Origin of the sequence: Sporosarcina sp. SG10008 (genome assembly GCF_044569405.1) — a bacterium.
Taxonomy (GTDB): domain Bacteria; phylum Bacillota; class Bacilli; order Bacillales_A; family Planococcaceae; genus Sporosarcina; species Sporosarcina psychrophila.
In genome coordinates, this window is record NZ_CP172607.1 from 4439589 (window position 1) to 4459878 (window position 20290).

Below are 20290 nucleotides of genomic sequence, written 5' to 3' on the forward strand. Positions count from 1 at the left end.
AGGCGGTTGGGTTATTCGGGTATTTTTTTGACATTCACCTTAGTTCCGAATAACATGGCTTCCACAGATATAAAAGTTCGATCTTTATCTAACTTTTTTAACTCAGCCAAATTAACACGGTTTTCCCGGTGATGGGGGACAGAAATAATTTCTCCTTTAGTGACAGAAGGGAGGTCGCCACCATTCCAAACAACAGATGAACCCAGTGCATTAACTTCCGCATCCCAGAGCATACTATGCAAGTTCGCTGGAAAAACTTCATCAATGGTACGAAACCAAAGAGGTTTTACCCCGAAAGTTTTTTCGAACTGCTCAAGTTGTTCTGTGAACAAAATTGTGTTTTGTTCATAGGTTACACCCTTATCGCCGAGTAACCCTATAGAAATATTTTTTTCTTTGATGAGTTGCACGGTTTCTGGAAAACGACCAGCCCATTTCATATCAACGAGTAGAAGTGGATAAGGTTTACTGAGTTCTTGGATCCATTGTTCCACTTCTATATCCCCGAATGAAATATTTACGGTCAGTGCGGAACCACTAGCGCCGCGTACAATAACAGCAGGTTCCTCCGTTACGCGGAACACGGATACAAGAGATAGTTGTTTAGGTAAAGCGGGAAGGAGCAGGAAGAGCGCGCAGCAAATAATGGCAGTGATCATGTACTTGTTTCGCATATGTTGTCCCCTTTTTGCACAATCTACCGTAAGTTTATGAAAGTGTGTTGACAAATATGCAAAAGACGTGATAATATATATAAGTTGCTGTCGGGAACAAAACAAACTTTAAAAAAGGTCTTGAAAAATATTTAATGTTTGTTATAATGGAGTTTGTCCTGAACGACATGAACAAATTTAAATGAATACTTATTATTCCGCAGTAGCTCAGTGGTAGAGCAATCGGCTGTTAACCGATCGGTCGTAGGTTCGAGTCCTACCTGCGGAGCCATATGCTTCCATAGCTCAGTAGGTAGAGTGCTTCCATGGTAAGGAAGAGGTCACCGGTTCGAATCCGGTTGGAAGCTCCAGAGCAACTTTAAGAATGAGGCCCCTTGGTCAAGCGGTTAAGACACCGCCCTTTCACGGCGGTATCACGGGTTCGAATCCCGTAGGGGTCATTAAAACTTATTCAGCGTGAAATGTTGAAAGAAGTTTGCTTGTTACTTAAGGTTTTGAATCTAATAATACATATTTTAACATGGTGGGGTAGCGAAGTGGCTAAACGCGGCGGACTGTAAATCCGCTCCTTCGGGTTCGGCAGTTCGAATCTGCCCCCCACCACCATTACTTTTTCAACGCTTGCGTTGAAAATAGTATTCCTTGATTTTAACGTTTCGCGTTAAAAAGAGTTTACTTTAAGGTTGTTATGTAAAGCATTGAATAGAGTAGATCTTACTTTAATGCAAAGCACCGAAAAGAATTAAACTTAAATACTAATGGGGTATAGCCAAGTGGTAAGGCAACGGACTTTGACTCCGTTACTCGTTGGTTCGAATCCAGCTACCCCAGCCATTTTCTTGCTTTACCAAACCATGTGAATTGCAAATAGCTTTATTAACCCTTTCGCCAAAATGAAAGGGTTTTTTTCTATTTTCAACTAGATATAATTCTCTATATTGAACAAATGAAATACCGATATGAACTGAGTGAAGGCGCCATAAAAAAGATAGCTGAAGTCGGCAGGTATCCCTTAGCTCCGAAGCGAATTTACTGAAGTTCTTTATTTCATCATATATAGCCCGAAAGAACGAATTTATAGTAGAGTAAATGGGGTTATAATTATTTTTGCAGGCCCACGTAGGTTGAAAAAGGTTTTTAGGAAAGAAGTGATTTTATGCAAGGAAATAATAAAATGGTAGATGATTTAATTCGCCATGATGGTAGTCATAGTCCGGAAAAAATGCTTAGGGACATTGCCTATGCACTTGATCAGTCAGCTATTGTTGCTGTCACAGACCAGACTGGGAAAATAGTGTATGTGAATGAGTTGTTTACAAAAATAGCGCAATACAGTGTGGAGGAACTTGTGGGGGCAGACCATCGGATTATCAATTCAGGCTTTCATCCTTCTTCGTTTTTCAAAGAGCTATGGGCGACAATCGGCAGGGGAAATACATGGCGTGGTGAAATCTGTAATAAAGCCAAGGATGGATCTTATTATTGGGTCGACACGATGATAGTTCCATTTTTAAATGATAACGGAAAGCCCTATCAATATATATCCATCCGCTATGACATCACTAAGAGTAAAGAGTCTGAGCGGATGATACGCGACCTTGCTTATAATGACCAATTGACCAGTTTACCTAATCGAACTTCATTTCGGAAAATGTTTTATCAAGAAATAGAAGTAGCGAAAAAACAGAGAACAAAACGAGCCTGTATCTATATGAATGTCGACCGTCTTCGCTATGTGAATGATTCGCTTGGACACGAGGTAGGTGATTATATTTTGTCTGTTATTGCGAAGAGGTTAAGGACAATTCTAAAAGAAAAAACTGTTATTGGCAGACTTTCAGGTGATGAATTTGCATTCCTTCTTTTAGATGTACGTGATGCACAACACGCTGAACAACTGACAAAAGAAGTTCAGCAATATATTGAGGAACCTATTGAAGTAAAGGACCAAATGCACACACCATCTTTAAGTTTCGGGATTGCCTTGTATCCGGAGCATGCTAAAAAACCTTCAGAGCTTGCAATGAAAGCAGAAAAAGCTCTTTCTATCGCCAGAACGCATGGCGGCGGAGGATGTGAGATGTATCAGCACGGAACAGCGGCCAAAACATTGGAGCGGATCTTGCTGGAGAATGAATTACGGAAAAGCGTTCATTTGGGTCATCTCCATCTTGATTATCAGCCTAAAGTGAACTTGAAGACAGGGAAGTTGATAGGTGTTGAAGCGTTAGTGCGTTGGAATCATCCTGATCTTGGCAGAATACCACCCGATAAGTTCATTCCCGTGGCGGAAGAGACGAAAATCATCATACCTCTCGGGGAATGGGTACTGCGTGAAGCTTGCGGGCAGGCAAAAAAGTGGCAAGATAATGGATATGGACCGTTTCGGGTGGCTATCAATATGTCAGCCGTGCAATTGGAAGAACCAACTATTTTGCATACGATTAAAACAATTCTTGAAGAGACGGGTGTCACAACAGATTTGATTGAAATCGAATTAACTGAAAGTGCATTTGCCAACCGGGAAGATATGCAGGGAAGAATTCGTGAAATAAGGGCGTTGGGTATTACGGTGTCTATCGATGACTTTGGAACAGGTTATAGTACGTTTAGTTATATCAAAGAACTACCAGCTGATACGATTAAAATCGATATGTCCTTTGTGCGCGATATACACCTTAATGAAGATAGCCAGGCAATCGTTAAGGCTATTGTAACTTTAGCAGATACTGTGGGCTTAAACGTCATTGCGGAAGGTGTGGAGTATGAAGAACAAGCCGTTATCCTAATGAATTTAGGTTGTCGTGAGGGTCAAGGCTATTACTATAGCAAACCAACGTCTCCTGATGCATGTGAACAGTTCATGGGGAAAAGATTGTAAACGAATAAATATTCAGATACTTGTTGAGTTGAGCCAAACCTTCTCATGGACTTATACTAGAGATATAGATAAGGGGAGGTAATTTGACATGCAACATTTGAATATTTCATTAATCGGTGTACCACTCGATTTTGGACAAAGTCGTCGTGGGGTGGATATGGGGCCAAGTGCAATCCGATATGCAGGTGCTGTAGGGAGAATTGAATCGATTGGCCATCAGGTTACGGATGAGGGCGATGTTCAGGTAAGTGCTGTGGAAAGAAAAAAACATAGTGATACGAATTTGAAGAACTTAGATGAAGTCATTCAAGCGACTACGGAGCTTGCGCGAAAAGTTGCTGAAGTTGTGGATGCGGGTAGATTCCCACTTGTTTTAGGAGGCGATCACAGCATCGCTATTGGAACACTTGCTGGCTTGTCGGAAAAATATAAAAATCTCGGTGTCATCTGGTATGATGCGCATGCAGATTTTAATACTGCAGAGACATCGCCTTCCGGTAATATTCATGGAATGCCTCTTGCCGTAAGTGTTGGGCTAGGGCATGAAAGTCTCGTTAATATACATAGTGAAGGTCAAAAAGTAAAACCGAAGAATGTTGTCATCATCGGAGCACGTTCTGTGGATCCGGAAGAACGTCAATTGCTCAAGGAGCAAGGTGTTAAGGTGTTCACGATGCATGAAATCGATCGCTACGGAATGACTTCGGTTATGGAAGACGCTCTCGCCTATCTACGTTCACGTGATGTCGACGGTGTCCACTTGTCGCTTGACTTAGATGGGCTTGATCCGCTGTATACACCAGGAGTCGGAACGCCGGTACCAGGGGGAATTAGTTATCGGGAAAGCCATTTAGCGATGGAAATGCTGGAAGACTCAGGCATGATTACTTCGGCTGAATTTGTAGAAGTAAATCCGATTTTGGATGAGAAGAATAAAACAGCTGATGTTGCGGTAGGTTTAATGGGCTCACTGTTTGGAGAAAAACTAATTTAATCAGTTCTTGAAAGCCCATCTGGTAACTTAGATGGGCTTTTTTCACACCTGTTGATTAACCAAAAAATAACCAGTGAATAACATGATCACCTACTGGGCGCTACGTGTGTAGTTGACTTTGGATTGCTTTGGATCGAATGACTTCTATAGGATTACCAAGATGTCTGGATGTGTAGGGATACGACTTTGTCGCATCCCTACACATTTATTTCGGTAATCGTATGGTGGTCCTTCATCCGTCGCCCTCCAAGTTCATAAGTACACGAAGTGCTAAAGCTTATTGGGACGAAAGAATAGAGGGGTATCTATCTACCTGGATAAAAGCCGCCAAAGATGCAATTTTGGCGGCTGAAACTTTCTTTGAGTGTTTTCTCTTTTTTACTAGTAAAGAAGTATCGCTTTCTATTTATGCATCACATGATTAGATGCATACTCTTTGTTAAAAGTAAGCAAGAAGCACATTATACAACGTGCAAGAGTGCCCGAAATTGCATCTTCGGGCACTTACACTCGCCATAGAATGTCATCTACTCTTTTCTTCTAAAACAACTGCATTTTACACTTGAACATTGTAGGTACGCGACAGGCAACTATTCGCAACAGGATTACTGAAAAAAGTGTGGCTAGAAGTGACGGAGTCACTTCTAGCCACACTAGGACACCTCAGTATATCTGACATGAATAGTTCGCCGAAAGCGAGCCGAAAATAGTCCAGTGAAAATGGAGGCTTTCAATCCCTTCTCACTAATGTTTTATGCAAATAGATGGTTAATCAATAGAAGTGGATTTTTTTCTGGAGAATCGCAGGTAATCCCAAAAACGCCATGTGTCACTGACACAAAAGTTTCGAATCCCACATCCCACTTTAATCAAAAGCCATTTACTTTTCCAATCATTAAATATAGTGAGGAAATAACTAGCAATATCTGTTAAAATAAAATTAATGAAAAAAAATGAAACCTGTCGACACCTTCAAACGTATAGAAGGGACAGCCGCATAGAGCGGAGGGTGAAATACATTGGATGAACTGATCAATAAACGAATAAATGAAGTCTTGAAAGGCGATCAAAATGCATTTGAAGAAGTAGTGACTTTATTTCAGCATCGCCTATACCAAGTATGTTACAGGATGCTTGGCAACGCACAAGAAGCAGAGGATATTGCGCAGGAAGCATTTGTCCGTGCCTATATCAATATTCATACATTCGATCAAAAACGGAAGTTTTCAACGTGGCTGTTTCGGATTGCGACGAATTTATGCATCGACCGAATTCGAAAGAAGAAACCTGATTATTATCTCGATGCAAATGTCCCGGGTACAGATGGTCTGAATATGTACTCACAAATTGCCGCATCCGGCGAGCTACCTGAAGATGAAGTCGAAAGAATGGAATTACAGGAACGAATCCACTACGAAATCGGAAGACTTCCTGATAAATACCGTTCCGTCATTATTTTAAGGTATATCGAGGAATTACCGCTACAAGAAATTGGTGACATTTTGGAATTACCACTAGGGACCGTAAAGACCCGTGTCCATAGAGGGCGGGAAGCACTTCGGAAACAGATAGGTAATATGTAGGAGGGAATTAATATGAATACGTGTCCGGAACAAATCGTTCACTATATGCACGCGTATTTAGACGGTGATATTAGCCGTGACGAAGAGCGGCTATTGAAAGAACACCTAGATAGCTGCAAAGAATGTAAGGAAATTATGAATGGATTGACTGAGTCTATTGCTTTTATAGGAAGTGCTTCAAAAATAAAGGCGCCGGACAGCTTTGTCAACGGTGTTATGGCACGACTTCCCAAAGAAAAATCCCAAGCGGGTGTTCAACGCTGGTTGCGTAGCCATCCACTTTTGGCAGCTGCAGCCATGTTTTTAATCCTTATGAGTGCAACACTATTTTCAAGTTATGGAAATGACCAGCAGTTTTCGGTGACGAAACAGCCGAATCTTGTTGTCGAGGGTCAAACGGTACTCGTGCCCGCCGGTGAAACAGTTAAAGGTGACATAGTCGTTAAAAATGGCACCCTCCGTATCGAAGGAGAAGTGGATGGCAACGTTACAGTTATTAGGGGTTCTAAATACATGGCCTCTACAGCGATTGTAACTGGTAAGAGCGAGGAAATTGACAAAGTGTTTGACTGGCTTTGGTATAAAATAAAAACAACAGCTAAAGACATCTTTCCATCATCAAAAGATGACAAGCAAGATGAAAAGTAGACAGGGCGACCCCGCGACCGTTTAGAGTTGGTAACCGGTCGCTCTTTTTCATTGCTTAGGAAACTATAAAATCACGTACAGTGGATTGGCTGCAATATAGAGACTTCACGCAGACATTGCCGCAGGACGTGGCATACTTTGGCTGTGTTCATTTATAACAGCTGCTTGCGCTTTTGTTCTTTTCTAAGAAAGGACAGTGCAGTGCTGTTATGCTATACTATACGCATAAGAAACTGTTTATGAAGGTAGGCGAAGCACATGCCAAAATGGCAAGAATTAGTTGATTTCAGTCCAGTAGCGGCATTTATTAATATTGTAGATGTGCTTCTCGTCTGGTTTGTTTTTTATAAATTGATTACGATTATAAAAGGAACGAAAGCGGTTCAACTTTTAAAAGGGATTTTTGTCCTTCTCATTGCTCGTATTCTGACTGAGTTTTTTGGACTTGATACGCTTCAATGGATGATGGATCAGGTTCTTCCGTTTGGATTTCTGGCTATTATTATCATCTTCCAACCCGAGCTACGGCGTGCGCTTGAACAGATTGGTAGAGGACGGCTATTTGCTCGTACAATGATGCAGGAAGAAGAGGAACGTGATCGTCTGATTGAAGCGTTTGTGAAATCTGTTAGCTATATGGCGAAACGGCGAATTGGTGCGCTTATTTCAATTGAAAAGGAAACAGGTCTAAGTGAATATATTGAAACCGGTACAGGTATGGATTCGCTGATTACGTCAGAACTTCTTATCAATATCTTCATCCCGAACACGCCACTCCATGATGGTGCAGTCATTGTCCAGCGTAATCGCATTGCGGCAGCAGGATGCTATTTGCCGCTGTCGGAGAGTCCGTTCATCTCAAAGGAGCTTGGAACACGACATCGTGCAGCCCTTGGAATTAGTGAAGTAACGGATGCTGTCACGATTATCGTGTCAGAAGAAACTGGAGCAGTAAGCCTTACTGCAAATGGGGATATAGATCGGAATCTTGATATGGAGGAATTTGAAGCGCGGTTGCGGAGAGTCTGGTTCGGTTTAACAACTGAAAAGCAGGATTCTTCCATCTGGAAGTGGAGGTGGAGAAAAAATGGATAAGTTTATGAATAGCCCATGGTTTCTTCGCTTGACAGCCTTATTCCTTGCAATTATTCTTTTTTTTACTGTGCAGGCAGAAGAAAAAAAGGGTAGCAAAGCAGTTGGAGATGCGAGGGACATCATTCAGGATTTCCCTGTACAAGTGTTTTATGACAATGAAAATCTTGTCGTGACTGGAGTTCCAGAAACGGTCAATATGACCATTGAAGGCCCAGCGAATATTGTCCAGACAACGAAATTATTAAAAGACTTTACGCTACGAGTCGATTTGTCTAGTTTGCCAATGGGTAAGCATACAGTTGAGATTCAAAGTGAGAATGTTTCTGAGAAGCTGAAAGTCATCTTCGATCCCGCGACAATCGAAGTCGTAATCGAAGAGAAAATCACACAAACATTCCGTGTTGATCCTGAACTGAATGAACGTCTGCTTGCTGAAGAGTTCAATGTCGTTAAGATAGACGTCGATCCGTCAACTATCGAAGTGACGGGGGCGAAGAGTGTTATTGAATCGATCAGTTTTGTAAAAGCCTCAATAACAGGAGACAAGGAAATTAACAAATCATTCGAGCAGCAAGCACGGGTCCGGGTCTTAGATAAAGATTTAACGAAGCTGAATGTGACGATTGTTCCTGAACAAGTGACTGTCAAAGTTGAGATTTCCGAATATAGTAAAGAAGTGCCAATCGTACTTAAATCGCGTGGAGTTCCTGTTACTGGTGTCACTGTCGATGCCATTTCTGCTCAGGATAAAACGATTAGTTTATTCGGTCCACGGAAAGTGCTGGATCAAATTAAAGAATTCAGCGTTGATGTGGATGTATCCGAAGTAAAAGGACAAGGAACAATGGCGATCGATTTGAAAAAACCTAAAGGTGTTACAAAGATGTCTTTAGATAAAGTTAAAGTGAAAATAGATGCAACAGTGATTGATTCAGACTTGGAAGTAATCAATCCGGAGCCGCCTGTTGAGGATGTAAAAGTAGTTACGAAGGAATTTAAAGACATGCCTGTTACTGTAAAAGGACTTGATGAAAGTTTCACGAGTTCATTTCAGAAACCGGCGGCCGGTTTGGTTGTACTAACTGTCACGGCGGAACAGGATGTAATTGATACATTGGAGAAATCAGATTTCACCGTTTATATCGATGCGTCTGAAACCACGGACGAAGGAGAACAGAATTTCTCAGTCTTGGTTGAAGGACCCCTAGATGTGAAATGGATACTATCAGATAAAGAAGTAACGATGCATATTGAACTTGCCTGACATACAGTTGAATGTGCAGGATTGAAAGGGAGAATGAAAATGACAAAGTATTTCGGGACCGATGGCGTCCGTGGGGTTGCAAATAAGGAATTGACACCGGAAATCGCATTTAGATTGGGTAGAATTGGTGGGCATGTGTTAACAAAAGAATCATCAGGGAAGTCACAAGTACTCGTCGGCAGGGATACGCGTATCTCGGGTCAGATGCTTGAAAATGCCCTAATTGCGGGTCTTTTATCGACGGGGATTGAAGTGATGACTCTTGGGGTTATTAGCACACCAGGTGTCGCTTACTTGACGCGCGTCATGAATGCACAGGCCGGAGTCATGATCTCAGCTTCACATAATCCTGTCGAAGACAATGGCATCAAGTTTTTTGGTGCAGATGGTTATAAACTGACGGATGAACAGGAAGAAGAAATTGAGCAACTGTTAAACGTACAAGAAGACTCGTTGCCGCGTCCGACTGGAGCAGACGTTGGTTTTATAACAGAGTATTTTGAAGGCGGACATAAATATATTCAGTACTTAAAACAGACGGTCGACGAGGAATTCGCGGGAATTCATGTTGCACTCGATTGTGCACATGGTGCGACATCTACACTGGCAACACATTTGTTTGCTGATCTTGATGCAGACCTAACAACAATGGGAGCATCGCCAAACGGCTTGAACATTAATGACGGTGTCGGTTCGACTCATCCTGAAGAATTGGGTAAACTCGTTGTTGAAAAAGGTGCCCATATTGGTTTAGCGTTTGACGGAGACGGAGATCGTCTTATCGCTGTAGATGAACGTGGAGAAGTTGTTGATGGTGACCAGATTATGTTCATCATCGCACGTCATTTACATGAAGGAGGCCGCCTTAAATCAGGAACGATTGTCTCAACGATTATGAGCAATCTAGGTTTCTATAAAGCATTGACGGAACACGGCATGAAGAGCATTCAGACAGCCGTTGGTGATCGGTATGTTGTAGAAGAAATGAGAAAAGGAAATTATAATCTTGGCGGTGAGCAATCAGGCCATATTATCTTCCACGATTACAATACAACAGGCGATGGGCTTCTTACAGGACTTCAGCTCGTTAACATTATGAAAATAACTGGACGTAAGCTATCTGAACTTGCGGCAGGCATGAAAATTTATCCGCAAAAACTTGTTAATGTACGTGTTACGGATAAGAATGCTGTGACGGATAATGCATTAGTAGCAGAAGTAATAGCAGAAGTAGAAAAAGAGATGGCAGGCAATGGCCGCGTTTTGGTTCGTCCTTCGGGCACTGAACCGCTTGTGCGCGTCATGGTAGAAGCGCCTTCTGAAGAAGATTGTGTACGTCTTGTTCAGCGTATTGTTGACGTTGTGCAAGCAGAAATGGGAACTGAATAAGAGACTAAACCATTGATCGAAGATGTCGTTATTGACGATATCTTCGGTTTTTTATTTTGCCGAAAACAAAAAGGCATCTCAAGATAGTGAGGAAAACACTAACTCGAGATGCCCTTTTTGTTTACCAAATGAGATTATCAACCGAATCGCCCGTTGATGTAGTCATCGGTGCGTTCGTCTGTCGGCGTACTAAATAGTGTGGATGTACGATCGCATTCTACGATTTCTCCGTTTAGGAAAAATGCAGTGCGGTCGGAAATTCGAGCTGCCTGTTGCATGTTATGTGTAACGATTGCTATTGTTACATCGTTTTTGATGTTGCGAATCAATTCTTCGACTTTATGTGTCGATACCGGGTCTAGTGCTGAAGTTGGCTCATCCATTAGGATTACTTCTGGGTCAACTGCGAGGCAGCGTGCTATACAGAGCCGTTGTTGCTGTCCGCCGGAAAGTCCATATGCGCTTTTGTTCAGACGGTCTTTTACTTCATCCCATAAGGCTGCTTTACGTAAGCTGTCTTCAACAATTGTATCTAACATTGCTTTGTTACGGATACCGTGAATCTTCGGCCCGTATGCAACGTTTTCATAGATGGATTTCGGGAATGGATTGGGTTTTTGGAATACCATGCCGACTTTTGAACGAAGCAATTCCACGGACATCGCTTTGCCAAGAATATTATTGCCCATAAATGTAACATTACCAGAAATGGTGACGTCGCCTACGTTTTCTACCATCCGGTTTAGTGTTTTTAAATACGTAGATTTTCCGCAGCCGGAAGGGCCGATGATTGCTGTTACTTCTTTTTCATTGATGGACAAGTCGATGTTTTTAAGCGCGTGCGCCGTGCCATACCAGAGATTTAAACCGTTTGTTTCATAAACTGCTTTTGTCCAATTTTCATTTTTCATGACACGAAGCTTAGCATCTTCAGTAGGTCGAACGAGTGTTTTTGTCATAATAATCCTCCTATCAATTTTTAAGCTTTTTTTGTGATCTATTTCTAAAGTAAATCGCAAATCCGTTCATTGTAATGAGTAAGATCATAAGCACGATAATTCCTGCTGAGGCAGCATCTGCAAATTCGGGTTGTGGGCGTTTAGCCCAGTCGTAAATTTGCATCGGAAGAGCTGTAAATGTACTAAGCGGTCCAGTTGGCAGGAATTGAACGATAACCGGTATCCCAAGAACAATGAGCGGTGCTGTTTCACCGATGGCACGTGAGAAGGATAAGATGCTACCTGTCAAAATAGAACCTGCTGCGGACGGTAAAATCACATGAATGATTGTTTGCCATTTTGTTGCACCCATGCCATATGAAGCTTCTCGAAGTGTGTCTGGAACGGAACGAAGTGCTTCTTGGGAAGCTACGATGATGATTGGTAAGATTAGCAAACTCATCGTCAATCCAGCAGCCAAGATACTATTGCCTAATGATGATGCACGGACAAAAACAGTTAGACCAAGAAGTCCGAAGACAACGGAAGGAACGCCGGCAAGGTTACTGATATTCATTTCAATAAAAGAGGTCCATTTATTTTTTTTAGCATATTCTTCAAGGTAAATAGCGGAACAAAGGCCTAGGAACATGGATACCGGAATAACGACGGCCATGAGAGCCAGTGTACCGACAAGAGCTGCTTTAATGCCCGCCTTTTCAGGGAAGCGGGATCCGAAATTCGTAAAGAATGAAAAGTTCAACCGTCCGACGCCATCTGCACCAATGCCGTAAAACAGGAAGAATGTAATTCCGAGGACGGCGGCAGCGATTGCACCGAACAGCCATTTCATCGCTGAATCTTTTGTAAGTCGACGATTTGTTTTTGACTGAAGAACGCGGTCCATATTAGTATTCCTCCCTGAATTTCGTCTTGATGTACAAAGCGGCCCGGTTCATTAGGAATGTGAACAAGAATAGCATGAACCCGACAGCGTAAATGGAATAATAGATTGTTGTGCCATAGCCTGCGTCGCCTGTTGCGACTTGAACGATATAAGAAGTCATCGTTTGAATTGAACCTGTAAAGTCCATATTGAATATTGGCGTGGAACCTGCGGCAAGTGAGACAATCATTGTTTCTCCTACAGCCCGTGAAGCAGCAAGGATAATCGATGCTGCAATACCGGAAATTGCTGCTGGAAAGACGACTTTGATAGCTGTTTCAAATTTTGTAGACCCAAGCGCGTAAGACCCCTCGCGGAATGAAGCAGGAACAGCAGAAAGTGCATCTTCCGAAAGCGAGATTATCATTGGTAAAATCATAATACCGACTACAATACCGGCACTTAGTGCGTTAAATAACTTCAATTGTGGAATGAAAGACTGGAGCCATGGTGTCACGACTGTTAAGGCAAAAAATCCGTAAACAATCGTTGGAATTCCAGCCAGTAACTCAATAATTGGTTTGATGAACTTTTTGATTTTTGGTGACGCATATTCACTGAGGAAAATTGCACACGCAAGTCCGAAAGGGACCCCGATAAGAAGCGCAACACCTGCGATTTTTAAAGTCCCGACGATTAAGGGAAGTACACCGAATGCCTGATCAGCATTGGAGAAAGGTGCCCATTCAGTTCCAAAAATGAAGTCAGTGATCTTTATTTCTTGAAAAAAGATGAATGTTTCTTTCAGTAATGTGTAGATAATCCCAAATGTTGCCAGTACAGTGATGGAAGTGACAGCGAGTAAAAGATGCGGGATGAGTTTGCCAAACTTCTCATTCTTTTTAGCAGCAGCAATGACATCGCGTGTTCGCAACTTATCTGTCGGTTTTATTGAAGTCAATCTATGGACCTCCTATTGGATAACGTTGTTTAGTTACGGTGTTGAAAGGATAATGGCTGCCCTACTATGCAGGACAGCCAGGAATCGTTCTATTATTTCAGAGAATCCAATGCTTTACGTCCTTCTTCATAGTCTGCTTCAGGCAGTTGTACATAACCAACTGCTTCGGCCATTTCTGCTGAGTTGTCGATAACAAACTCCATGAAGTTACGAACTTCTTTTTTCTCTTTAACTGCATCGTTGCTGACATAAATGAATAGTGGGCGAGAGAATGGAGTGTATTCGCCAGACTCGATTGTTTGTGCATTCGGTTCAATACCATCTATTAATACTGCATTTAGCGCGTCTTTATTTGATTCGTAGTAAGCATAACCGAAAAATCCAATTGCATTTTTGTCACCTTTAATTCCTGTAACAAGAACGTTGTCATCTTCAGAAAGTGTTGCAGATTTTACAAGGTCAGCATCTTCCAAGACAACTTCATTGAAGTAGTCATATGTGCCAGAATCTGTACCTGGTGAATAGAAGACGATTTCTTCAGCTGGCCAGCTTGGGTTGATATCAGACCATTTTTTTGCTGATCCATCTTCTGCCCACATTTTCGCGAGATCTTCAACAGTAAGTGAATCGACCCAAGTGTTTTCTTTATTTACAACGATTGTTAAACCGTCGTTTGCAATTTTAAGTTCTGTATAATCAACGCCTGCTTCGTCAAGCTTTGCTTTCTCTTCATCTTTAATGGGGCGGGATGCATTTGAGAAGTCTGTTGAACCAGCGATGAATTTTTCAAATCCGCCACCTGTACCGGAAACACCTACGGATACTTTAACGTCTTTTTCAGCTTGTGCATATTCTTCAACAATCGCTTCCATGATTGGCGCAACAGTCGACGATCCGTCCCCTGCTACACTACCGCTTAAGCCTTCGCTAGTTTTAGCTGATGTATTACCGTCCGCTCCACCGCAAGCAGCGAGAAAGATCGAGCATGCAAGTCCGAGTGTTGCGAGTGTTTTCATGTTTTTCATCTGTTGTTGCCCCCCTAGAGTGTTTTGACTACAATTCAAATGATAGAGGAGAATTGTTGAGCGGGTATGAAGGAATCGTTAAGGTTTTGTAAACGAGATAGGGGGATATGATCGGTGTGGAAGGGTATATGATTGTTCTTCGCGGTTGTATGATCGGTGTAGGAACGCCATTAAAAAAGACTGCCCTGATGAGGACAGCCCGTGGGATGGTATTTAAAAAGGTATAAGTTTTTTCAACCTGGAGCAGTGTCTAGGCTCCAGGCGCAAACCCTCGGGTCATAAGTCGTTTTGCTATGGGGCTGAAGTACGCCTCCTCGCAAACCGTCTTATGCCTGTCGGGGCTAAACGGCAGCTTGCGCTTTTCTTAGTTCATTCGAAAATATAATGCAGTGCTTTTACAGCCTGATCGACAGTTTCGACGGTAGCGTTTGCTTTGCGGGACAATTCCTTTAGTGCATGATGATGTGCTTCATTACGAATTAGGATGAGTGGTTTGCCGAATGCGACAGCGGCACTCGCGTCCATCGCGGTATTCCACTGCTTATACTTCTCCCCAAATAAAGCGATGACAAGATCGGCTTGCTTCATTAATAGCTCCGTACGCAAATTATTAAAGTTTGATGCCGCAGCATCTTTGGAAATTGAATTCGGCTGCTTGCCTAGAATATCTTCCCCGATGTTATCAGAACGGTCATGGTCTTCCATGGGACCGACGAAATCGATTGGCAACTTAAGTGCAGCCACTTTCATCTTTACTTCCTCACGCCATGAACTATGGATTTCCCCTGCCAGGTAAACAGTTAATCTCAACTTAACCCCTCCTAATCATTAATTTTAATTGTAGCATTGATAATCAAAATGTTGCTCGTGAATGACCGAAAGTTTAGACTATAACTAGAGAGATAGGGGGAATTGAGATGAAAACACTTTGGCATAATGGCACGATGTATACGATGGAGCAAGAAGGAGACCAAGTTGAGGCGCTGCTCACAGAAAACGGTAAGGTTAGTGCAGTTGGCACATATGGCGATTTAAAAGAACGAGCAGATAATGAATTTGACTTACAGGGTTCCGTTCTTTATCCAGGATTCGTCGATAGTCATATGCATATGATTGGTCACGGCGAAAAATTACTAAGTTTGGACTTATCGAAGGCAACGTCCGCTGATGACATGATGGATATGCTGATAAATGCTCATCCTGATTTGAAATCTGACGAATGGTTTATCGGAGAGGGATGGAATGAAAATAACTTCCCAGATAAAAAGATCCTCACGCGACATGAATTGGATAAGGTGACGGATTCCCCTATGATTTTGAAACGGACATGTCGGCACGCGGCGCTCGCCAATTCAAAAGCGCTTGAGCTGGCAGGTATTTCAAAAGATACACTAGATCCCGAAGATGGTGTCATTATGCGTGATGCGAACGGGGAACCTACGGGCTACTTGAAAGAAGGAGCGCAGGAGATTGTACTTGCCCTTATTCCAGAGCCGACAGAAGAATCATTGACTCGGGCCTTACAAAAGTCAGTTGATGATTTGCTGTCACTTGGACTGACAGGGGGAGTGACGGATGACCTCGGGTATTATGGGGATTATAAAAACCCGCTACAAGCATTCAAAAACGTTATTGGTGAACAGAAGAAATTCCGCGCACATTTATTACGACGGTCAACTGTTTTCCAGCAATTGATGGAAGAACAAGCTACTTATTATGAACCTTGGATTGAGCCAGGCGAATTGAAGTTTTTCATCGACGGAGCGCTTGGCGGTAAAACGGCTTTGTTAAGTAAACCGTATGCAGATACGCCCGAAACATTCGGCATGACAGTCATTACGGATGAAGAAATTGGTGCGATAGTGTCGCTCGCACGCAAGTATGGCGAAGCAATTGCTGTTCATGTCATTGGGGATGCAGCTGTTGAAAAAGCACTAGATGCGATAGAGAAGTACCCGGTACCTACTGGCAAACGTGATCGACTTATCCATGTAAATGTCTTGCGTGAAGATCTAGTCGAGCGGATGGAAAAGTTGCCAGTCATCCTTGATATACAGCCGGTGTTTGTATCATCAGACTTCCCATGGGTCATGGATCGTTTAGGGGAAGACCGTCTTGATTGGGCCTATGCGTGGAAAAAGCTGCTTGACCGTGGATTCATTTGCGGCGGCGGTTCGGATGCGCCAATCGAGGAGGTCGACCCATTGCTTGGCATCTATGCAGCGGCAACGCGTCGGAAGCCTGGGGAAACCCACGAAGGCTATTTGCCAGATGAAAAACTAAGTCGCTTTGAAGCGGTCGGCCTCTTTACGACGGGGAGTGCGGGAACAATCGGAAAATCGGACGTCCGCGGTAAGCTTGCGCCCGGGTTCGATGCTGATTTCACTGTGCTCGACAAGGATTTATTCCGAGTGGAAGATGAAGAAATCGTGAACGCGAATGTTGTGATGACCGTTGTTGCGGGTGAAGTGATGTATAGAGGGTGAAATGGGACTCGCCTAATCCATGATTCATGTTTAAAGGAGGGGTGGAATTTGCGACCAATCGAAAAAGCAGAAATCTGGGTGCAGCAAGAAGTAGGGGGTGTCGTCCATTGGATGAAACGACTCCCAGGCAGTACATCCTCACTTCTTTATGAAGTGAAGACGGAAGACTCGGAAATGGTTTTACGACAATTTGACAATGAGGAGTGGCTTCTTGAAGAACCTGATCTCGTCAAGCACGAAGCGGCGAGCCTTCGAAAAGCTTCGGATAGTGGGCTGCCGACTCCAGCGCTGATTGGGTCTGATGAAACAGGAAAGCTGAGCGGGTTACCGTCTATCCTTATGACGAAAGTTGAAGGGAAAGTAGAGCTTCTGCCAGATGATTTCAACCAATGGACGGATGGATTGGCAAAAGTACTTGTGCAAATTCATCAAGTTAAAGCGAATGATTTTACATGGAAATATGCGCCGTATACAAAACGGGCGGACGTCAAATTCCCCGAATGGACGAAGAAAAGGGATGTGTGGCAGGCGGCATTTGAACGTTTCCATGGAACGGAGCCTGAATTTCTCGAGACGTTCATTCACCGCGACTTTCATCCTGCAAACGTGTTGTGGACTAACAAAGAAGTCAGTGGGATCGTCGATTGGCCGAATGCATGCCGCGGTCCAGCGGGTATCGACGTGGGTCATTGTCGTGTGAACCTCGCGCTGTTGCATAGCATCGAAGTGGCAGACCTATTTTTACAAGCTTATCAAAGACATGCTGAACCCTCATTTTCGTATGAGCCCTATTGGGATATTGTCTCCGTGTTTGATTTTTTGGACGGACCTCCTGTTGTATATAGTGGCTGGGCGGCGTTTGGTGTTACAGGTTTGACGGATGAAATGATGGCAGCACGATTGGATCAATATTTGGAGAGTATCAGTAACAAAGAGTAGAATCATTAAAAAAGCGTCCGTTCCCCACAAAAGGAACGGACGCTTTACGTATTATATCAACCTCTGAACGGCCACCATACCCCTCTGCCAAACGATACAGTAATCGCCGGAATGAGTAATGGAAGAATGATGAGTCCATACAGAAGGAGTCCTGTAATGACAATTGTAGCGATTTGTACGAGACTCAACACGCCTGAAGGCATCATTGCACCAAATGTTCCGGCGAGTATGATGGATGCAGTAATGATGACCGTACCCATTTTAGCCATCGACATCGTAAGGGCCTCTCGTATATTCAGCCCATTAATGCTCTCCTCACGGAAGCGGTCGAGTAAGAAAATGGAGTAATCCACACCGAGCGCAATAAGCAGAATGAAGCCAAAGAATGGAACTGCCCAGCTGATACCATCATAACCCAACATATTGACAAAGATGAGTTCAGTTACAGCGATAGATGTGTAATATGTGAGCAGCAAGGAGCCAATCATATACAAAGGCATGATTGCAGAACGGAATAAGAACGTCAAGACGACGAACAAACTGGCAAGCATAATAATGACTGTGCGCTTGAAGTCTTTTGACGAAATATCATACAGATCCGAATTCATGCTGGATACTCCGCTATATGCAAGCTCTGCGTCAAAGAAAGGTGTTCCGATAACTGAACGGGTTACGCTGTCTTTAATGTCATGCACCGTTTGGATCGCTTCCCTTGAATAAGGATCATAGTCCAAAATCACTTCAAGTAAAATCCCTGATTCGGCTCCGAACGTATAACGGTCAATCACCGGCTTGAACGTTTCATTGCTGAGCGTGCCTGACGGGATGAACAAACCGGTAGCACGCACACTGTCCGACTCGCTCATTTCTTTTAATGATGCGGATAATTCGCCAAGACCGGAACCGATTTCATCCAGCCCTTTAGTAGAAGCACCAACACCTGCAGAAAGCTGGCCGATACCACCTGCGGCTTGTGCAAGTCCAGCACCATTGGCTTCAGCCGCCGAACCGGTAGAAAACATGCCGGTCACTTGGTCCAGTCCGCCTTGAACTTCTGTCAGTCCTTTTTTTACCTCATCCATTCCACCAGTCGCATCACCAAGACCCTCTGACATAAGACCAAGCTGGTGGTCTACATACAAGTCTTCGATAATTTCACCAGTTGGACGCGTAATCGTCCGGACCGTTTTCACGCCGTCAATCTTCTCGATATCCCGGCTGATTGCTTCGAGATAGGTGACGTCAGTTTCATTGACAATCGGGCCGTCTTTTTTCAATAAAACCTGGATTGGCAACGAATCTCCTTTCCCGAATGCTTCAGAAATAGCATTGAGGCCCATGACCGATTCTTTACTCTTATCAATCTCATCGACTGTGTTGAATGACAAATCATTATCATATGTCAATAGAAGAGGGACTGTGATAACTGCCACAATTAGCATAGAAATGAGCGGCCGCTTGACCGAAACTTTACTGAAGGCAACCCATATTTTACTGTCTTTATGCGATGCAGCTTGTTTTGAAGGCCAAAACAATTTGTCTTTCAATAAAACCATGAACAATGGAACAACTGTAAATAGCACGACCATCAACACGGCAATTCCGACCGCGACGGCCACAGCTGATTTAAAAATCGGGAAGTCTGCAAATCCGATTGCTGCAAATCCGATAAAGACGGCAAGACCGCTGATGAACAGTGTACGACCTGCAGTTTTATACGTATTAACGACTGCATCCTCGACGCTATGACCTGCTAGCAATTCTTCTTTATAACGGCTGAGCAACAGAATACAATAATCCGTTCCTAGTCCGAAGAGGATAGCTACAAGGAAAATCTGTGTGTAATTAGAAACAGGGAATCCGAACCAGTCAATGAAAAAGGCAACAAATGATTGACTGAGTAAATAGGAGATCCCTACCGCAATAAGCGGTATAAATGGTGTGACAATTGAGCGGAATACGATGAGAAGCAAACCGAAAATAAGCACGACGGTAATAATTTCTGTTTTTTTCAAGCCGTCTTGTGCGCTTTGGTTTACATCATTGCCGATAATCGCTTCACCTGTTAAATAGATTGTCTGGTTTTTGGATAAAATATCACTATGAATTTTATCAGCAAGGGCAATAATTTCATCAAATGTACCGTCCACAGTAATTGGTACGAGGACTGTCTTCTGATCTTTTGAAACAAGTTGCGCTTCCAGTTCTTTACTTTCAAAAGGGTTAAGTATTGCTGAAACTGGCTTGCCCAGGGCTTCAAGTTTGTCTACAACCGATTGAATTTCTTTTTTCATCGCAGCATCTACTGGTTTTTTCAGCGGATAGACGAGTGAAATCGTATCTTCGGAAGCACCGGCTTTTTCTAGCATATCAGCCGCTTTTTGCGAATCAGCACTGCTTGGAAGTTGTAGTGAGCCCGCTTCTTCTGCTTGTTTTGCCAAATTTGGTGCTAAAATGAATAACGCAATTGTCAATGTAAGTAAGCCGATGAAAATCGGCCATTTGAATTTTAAAATAGCTCTCAAAA

General features: G+C 43.1%; 16 protein-coding genes and 5 tRNA genes. 14 read left to right on the forward strand and 7 right to left on the reverse strand.

Going from position 1 to position 20290, the window contains the following annotated elements:
* Window positions 1-11 precede the first annotated feature (11 nt).
* A complete protein-coding gene (locus ACGLYD_RS20915) occupies window positions 12-674 on the reverse strand; it encodes a hypothetical protein (protein WP_187046462.1) in 663 nt (220 codons plus the stop codon).
* A gap of 196 nt (window positions 675-870) precedes the next feature.
* Here ACGLYD_RS20915 and ACGLYD_RS20920 point away from each other — a divergent pair.
* From ACGLYD_RS20920 to glmM, 12 genes are all read left to right on the forward strand, one after another.
* A tRNA-Asn gene (locus ACGLYD_RS20920) sits at window positions 871-945 on the forward strand.
* A gap of 3 nt (window positions 946-948) precedes the next feature.
* Window positions 949-1024, forward strand: a tRNA-Thr gene (locus ACGLYD_RS20925).
* An 18-nt stretch (window positions 1025-1042) separates the two neighbouring features.
* Window positions 1043-1114 (forward strand) — tRNA-Glu (locus tag ACGLYD_RS20930).
* A gap of 82 nt (window positions 1115-1196) precedes the next feature.
* Window positions 1197-1280, forward strand: a tRNA-Tyr gene (locus ACGLYD_RS20935).
* 153 nt (window positions 1281-1433) lie between these two features.
* Window positions 1434-1508, forward strand: a tRNA-Gln gene (locus ACGLYD_RS20940).
* A gap of 322 nt (window positions 1509-1830) precedes the next feature.
* A complete protein-coding gene (locus ACGLYD_RS20945; RefSeq protein ID WP_338653930.1) occupies window positions 1831-3555 on the forward strand; it encodes an EAL domain-containing protein in 1725 nt (574 codons plus the stop codon).
* Between the two features lie 88 nt (window positions 3556-3643).
* A complete protein-coding gene (rocF, locus tag ACGLYD_RS20950; RefSeq protein WP_067204869.1) occupies window positions 3644-4549 on the forward strand; it encodes an arginase in 906 nt (301 codons plus the stop codon).
* A gap of 1019 nt (window positions 4550-5568) precedes the next feature.
* Window positions 5569-6132 (forward strand): RNA polymerase sigma factor SigW, encoded by a 564-nt coding sequence (gene sigW / locus ACGLYD_RS20955; protein ID WP_067204872.1) that lies wholly within the window; start codon window positions 5569-5571, stop codon window positions 6130-6132.
* A gap of 12 nt (window positions 6133-6144) precedes the next feature.
* On the forward strand, window positions 6145-6780 hold the full coding sequence (locus tag ACGLYD_RS20960) for an anti-sigma factor (protein WP_340741273.1): 636 nt from the start codon (window positions 6145-6147) through the stop codon (window positions 6778-6780).
* A gap of 258 nt (window positions 6781-7038) precedes the next feature.
* Complete coding sequence (gene cdaA / locus ACGLYD_RS20965; RefSeq protein ID WP_067204877.1) at window positions 7039-7875, forward strand: diadenylate cyclase CdaA; 837 nt, start codon at window positions 7039-7041, stop codon at window positions 7873-7875.
* Window positions 7868-9139 carry a YbbR-like domain-containing protein gene (locus ACGLYD_RS20970; RefSeq protein ID WP_187046465.1) on the forward strand — a complete coding sequence of 424 codons (1272 nt, stop codon included), beginning with the start codon at window positions 7868-7870 and terminating at the stop codon, window positions 9137-9139. The genes cdaA and ACGLYD_RS20970 overlap by 8 nt, the downstream gene beginning before the upstream one ends.
* A gap of 39 nt (window positions 9140-9178) precedes the next feature.
* Entirely contained in the window at window positions 9179-10528 is a 1350-nt protein-coding gene (gene glmM / locus ACGLYD_RS20975) for a phosphoglucosamine mutase (protein WP_187046466.1), read from the forward strand.
* Window positions 10529-10665: 137 nt separating this feature from the next.
* Here glmM and pstB read toward each other — a convergent pair whose 3' ends face one another.
* From pstB to ACGLYD_RS21000, 5 genes are all read right to left on the reverse strand, one after another.
* Complete coding sequence (gene pstB, locus ACGLYD_RS20980; protein WP_231885811.1) at window positions 10666-11439, reverse strand: phosphate ABC transporter ATP-binding protein PstB; 774 nt, start codon at window positions 11437-11439, stop codon at window positions 10666-10668.
* A 61-nt stretch (window positions 11440-11500) separates the two neighbouring features.
* On the reverse strand, window positions 11501-12373 hold the full coding sequence (gene pstA / locus ACGLYD_RS20985) for a phosphate ABC transporter permease PstA (RefSeq protein ID WP_067204887.1): 873 nt from the start codon (window positions 12371-12373) through the stop codon (window positions 11501-11503).
* Between the two features lies 1 nt (window position 12374).
* Window positions 12375-13313: a phosphate ABC transporter permease subunit PstC gene (gene pstC / locus ACGLYD_RS20990; protein WP_156475937.1), complete on the reverse strand. Its 939-nt coding sequence runs from the start codon at window positions 13311-13313 to the stop codon at window positions 12375-12377.
* Window positions 13314-13405: 92 nt separating this feature from the next.
* The gene (locus ACGLYD_RS20995) at window positions 13406-14338 is read right to left on the reverse strand and encodes a PstS family phosphate ABC transporter substrate-binding protein (RefSeq protein ID WP_067204890.1); all 933 of its coding nucleotides are present in this window, start codon (window positions 14336-14338) and stop codon (window positions 13406-13408) included.
* A 369-nt stretch (window positions 14339-14707) separates the two neighbouring features.
* Window positions 14708-15148 (reverse strand): YtoQ family protein, encoded by a 441-nt coding sequence (locus tag ACGLYD_RS21000; RefSeq protein WP_338653922.1) that lies wholly within the window; start codon window positions 15146-15148, stop codon window positions 14708-14710.
* A gap of 107 nt (window positions 15149-15255) precedes the next feature.
* Here ACGLYD_RS21000 and ACGLYD_RS21005 point away from each other — a divergent pair, with 107 nt between their 5' ends.
* Both ACGLYD_RS21005 and ACGLYD_RS21010 read left to right on the forward strand, forming a co-directional pair.
* Entirely contained in the window at window positions 15256-16824 is a 1569-nt protein-coding gene (locus tag ACGLYD_RS21005) for an amidohydrolase (protein WP_399630357.1), read from the forward strand.
* 48 nt (window positions 16825-16872) lie between these two features.
* Complete coding sequence (locus ACGLYD_RS21010; RefSeq protein WP_399630359.1) at window positions 16873-17763, forward strand: phosphotransferase family protein; 891 nt, start codon at window positions 16873-16875, stop codon at window positions 17761-17763.
* A 56-nt stretch (window positions 17764-17819) separates the two neighbouring features.
* Here ACGLYD_RS21010 and ACGLYD_RS21015 read toward each other — a convergent pair whose 3' ends face one another.
* Window positions 17820-20288 carry an MMPL family transporter gene (locus ACGLYD_RS21015; RefSeq protein WP_399630362.1) on the reverse strand — a complete coding sequence of 823 codons (2469 nt, stop codon included), beginning with the start codon at window positions 20286-20288 and terminating at the stop codon, window positions 17820-17822.
* Window positions 20289-20290: the final 2 nt, after the last annotated feature.

What these genes read in the sequence shown, in the direction of transcription:
- ACGLYD_RS20995 (WP_067204890.1), bottom strand. Translation starts at nt 14,338, where the DNA reads ATGAAAAACATGAAAACACTCGCAACACTCGGACTTGCATGCTCGATC.
- pstA (WP_067204887.1), bottom strand. Translation starts at nt 12,373, where the DNA reads ATGGACCGCGTTCTTCAGTCAAAAACAAATCGTCGACTTACAAAAGAT.
- rocF (WP_067204869.1), top strand. Translation starts at nt 3,644, where the DNA reads ATGCAACATTTGAATATTTCATTAATCGGTGTACCACTCGATTTTGGA.
- glmM (WP_187046466.1), top strand. Translation starts at nt 9,179, where the DNA reads ATGACAAAGTATTTCGGGACCGATGGCGTCCGTGGGGTTGCAAATAAG.
- pstB (WP_231885811.1), bottom strand. Translation starts at nt 11,439, where the DNA reads ATGAAAAATGAAAATTGGACAAAAGCAGTTTATGAAACAAACGGTTTA.
- cdaA (WP_067204877.1), top strand. Translation starts at nt 7,039, where the DNA reads ATGCCAAAATGGCAAGAATTAGTTGATTTCAGTCCAGTAGCGGCATTT.
- ACGLYD_RS20915 (WP_187046462.1), bottom strand. Translation starts at nt 674, where the DNA reads ATGCGAAACAAGTACATGATCACTGCCATTATTTGCTGCGCGCTCTTC.
- ACGLYD_RS20970 (WP_187046465.1), top strand. Translation starts at nt 7,868, where the DNA reads ATGGATAAGTTTATGAATAGCCCATGGTTTCTTCGCTTGACAGCCTTA.
- ACGLYD_RS21005 (WP_399630357.1), top strand. Translation starts at nt 15,256, where the DNA reads ATGAAAACACTTTGGCATAATGGCACGATGTATACGATGGAGCAAGAA.
- ACGLYD_RS20960 (WP_340741273.1), top strand. Translation starts at nt 6,145, where the DNA reads ATGAATACGTGTCCGGAACAAATCGTTCACTATATGCACGCGTATTTA.
- ACGLYD_RS20945 (WP_338653930.1), top strand. Translation starts at nt 1,831, where the DNA reads ATGCAAGGAAATAATAAAATGGTAGATGATTTAATTCGCCATGATGGT.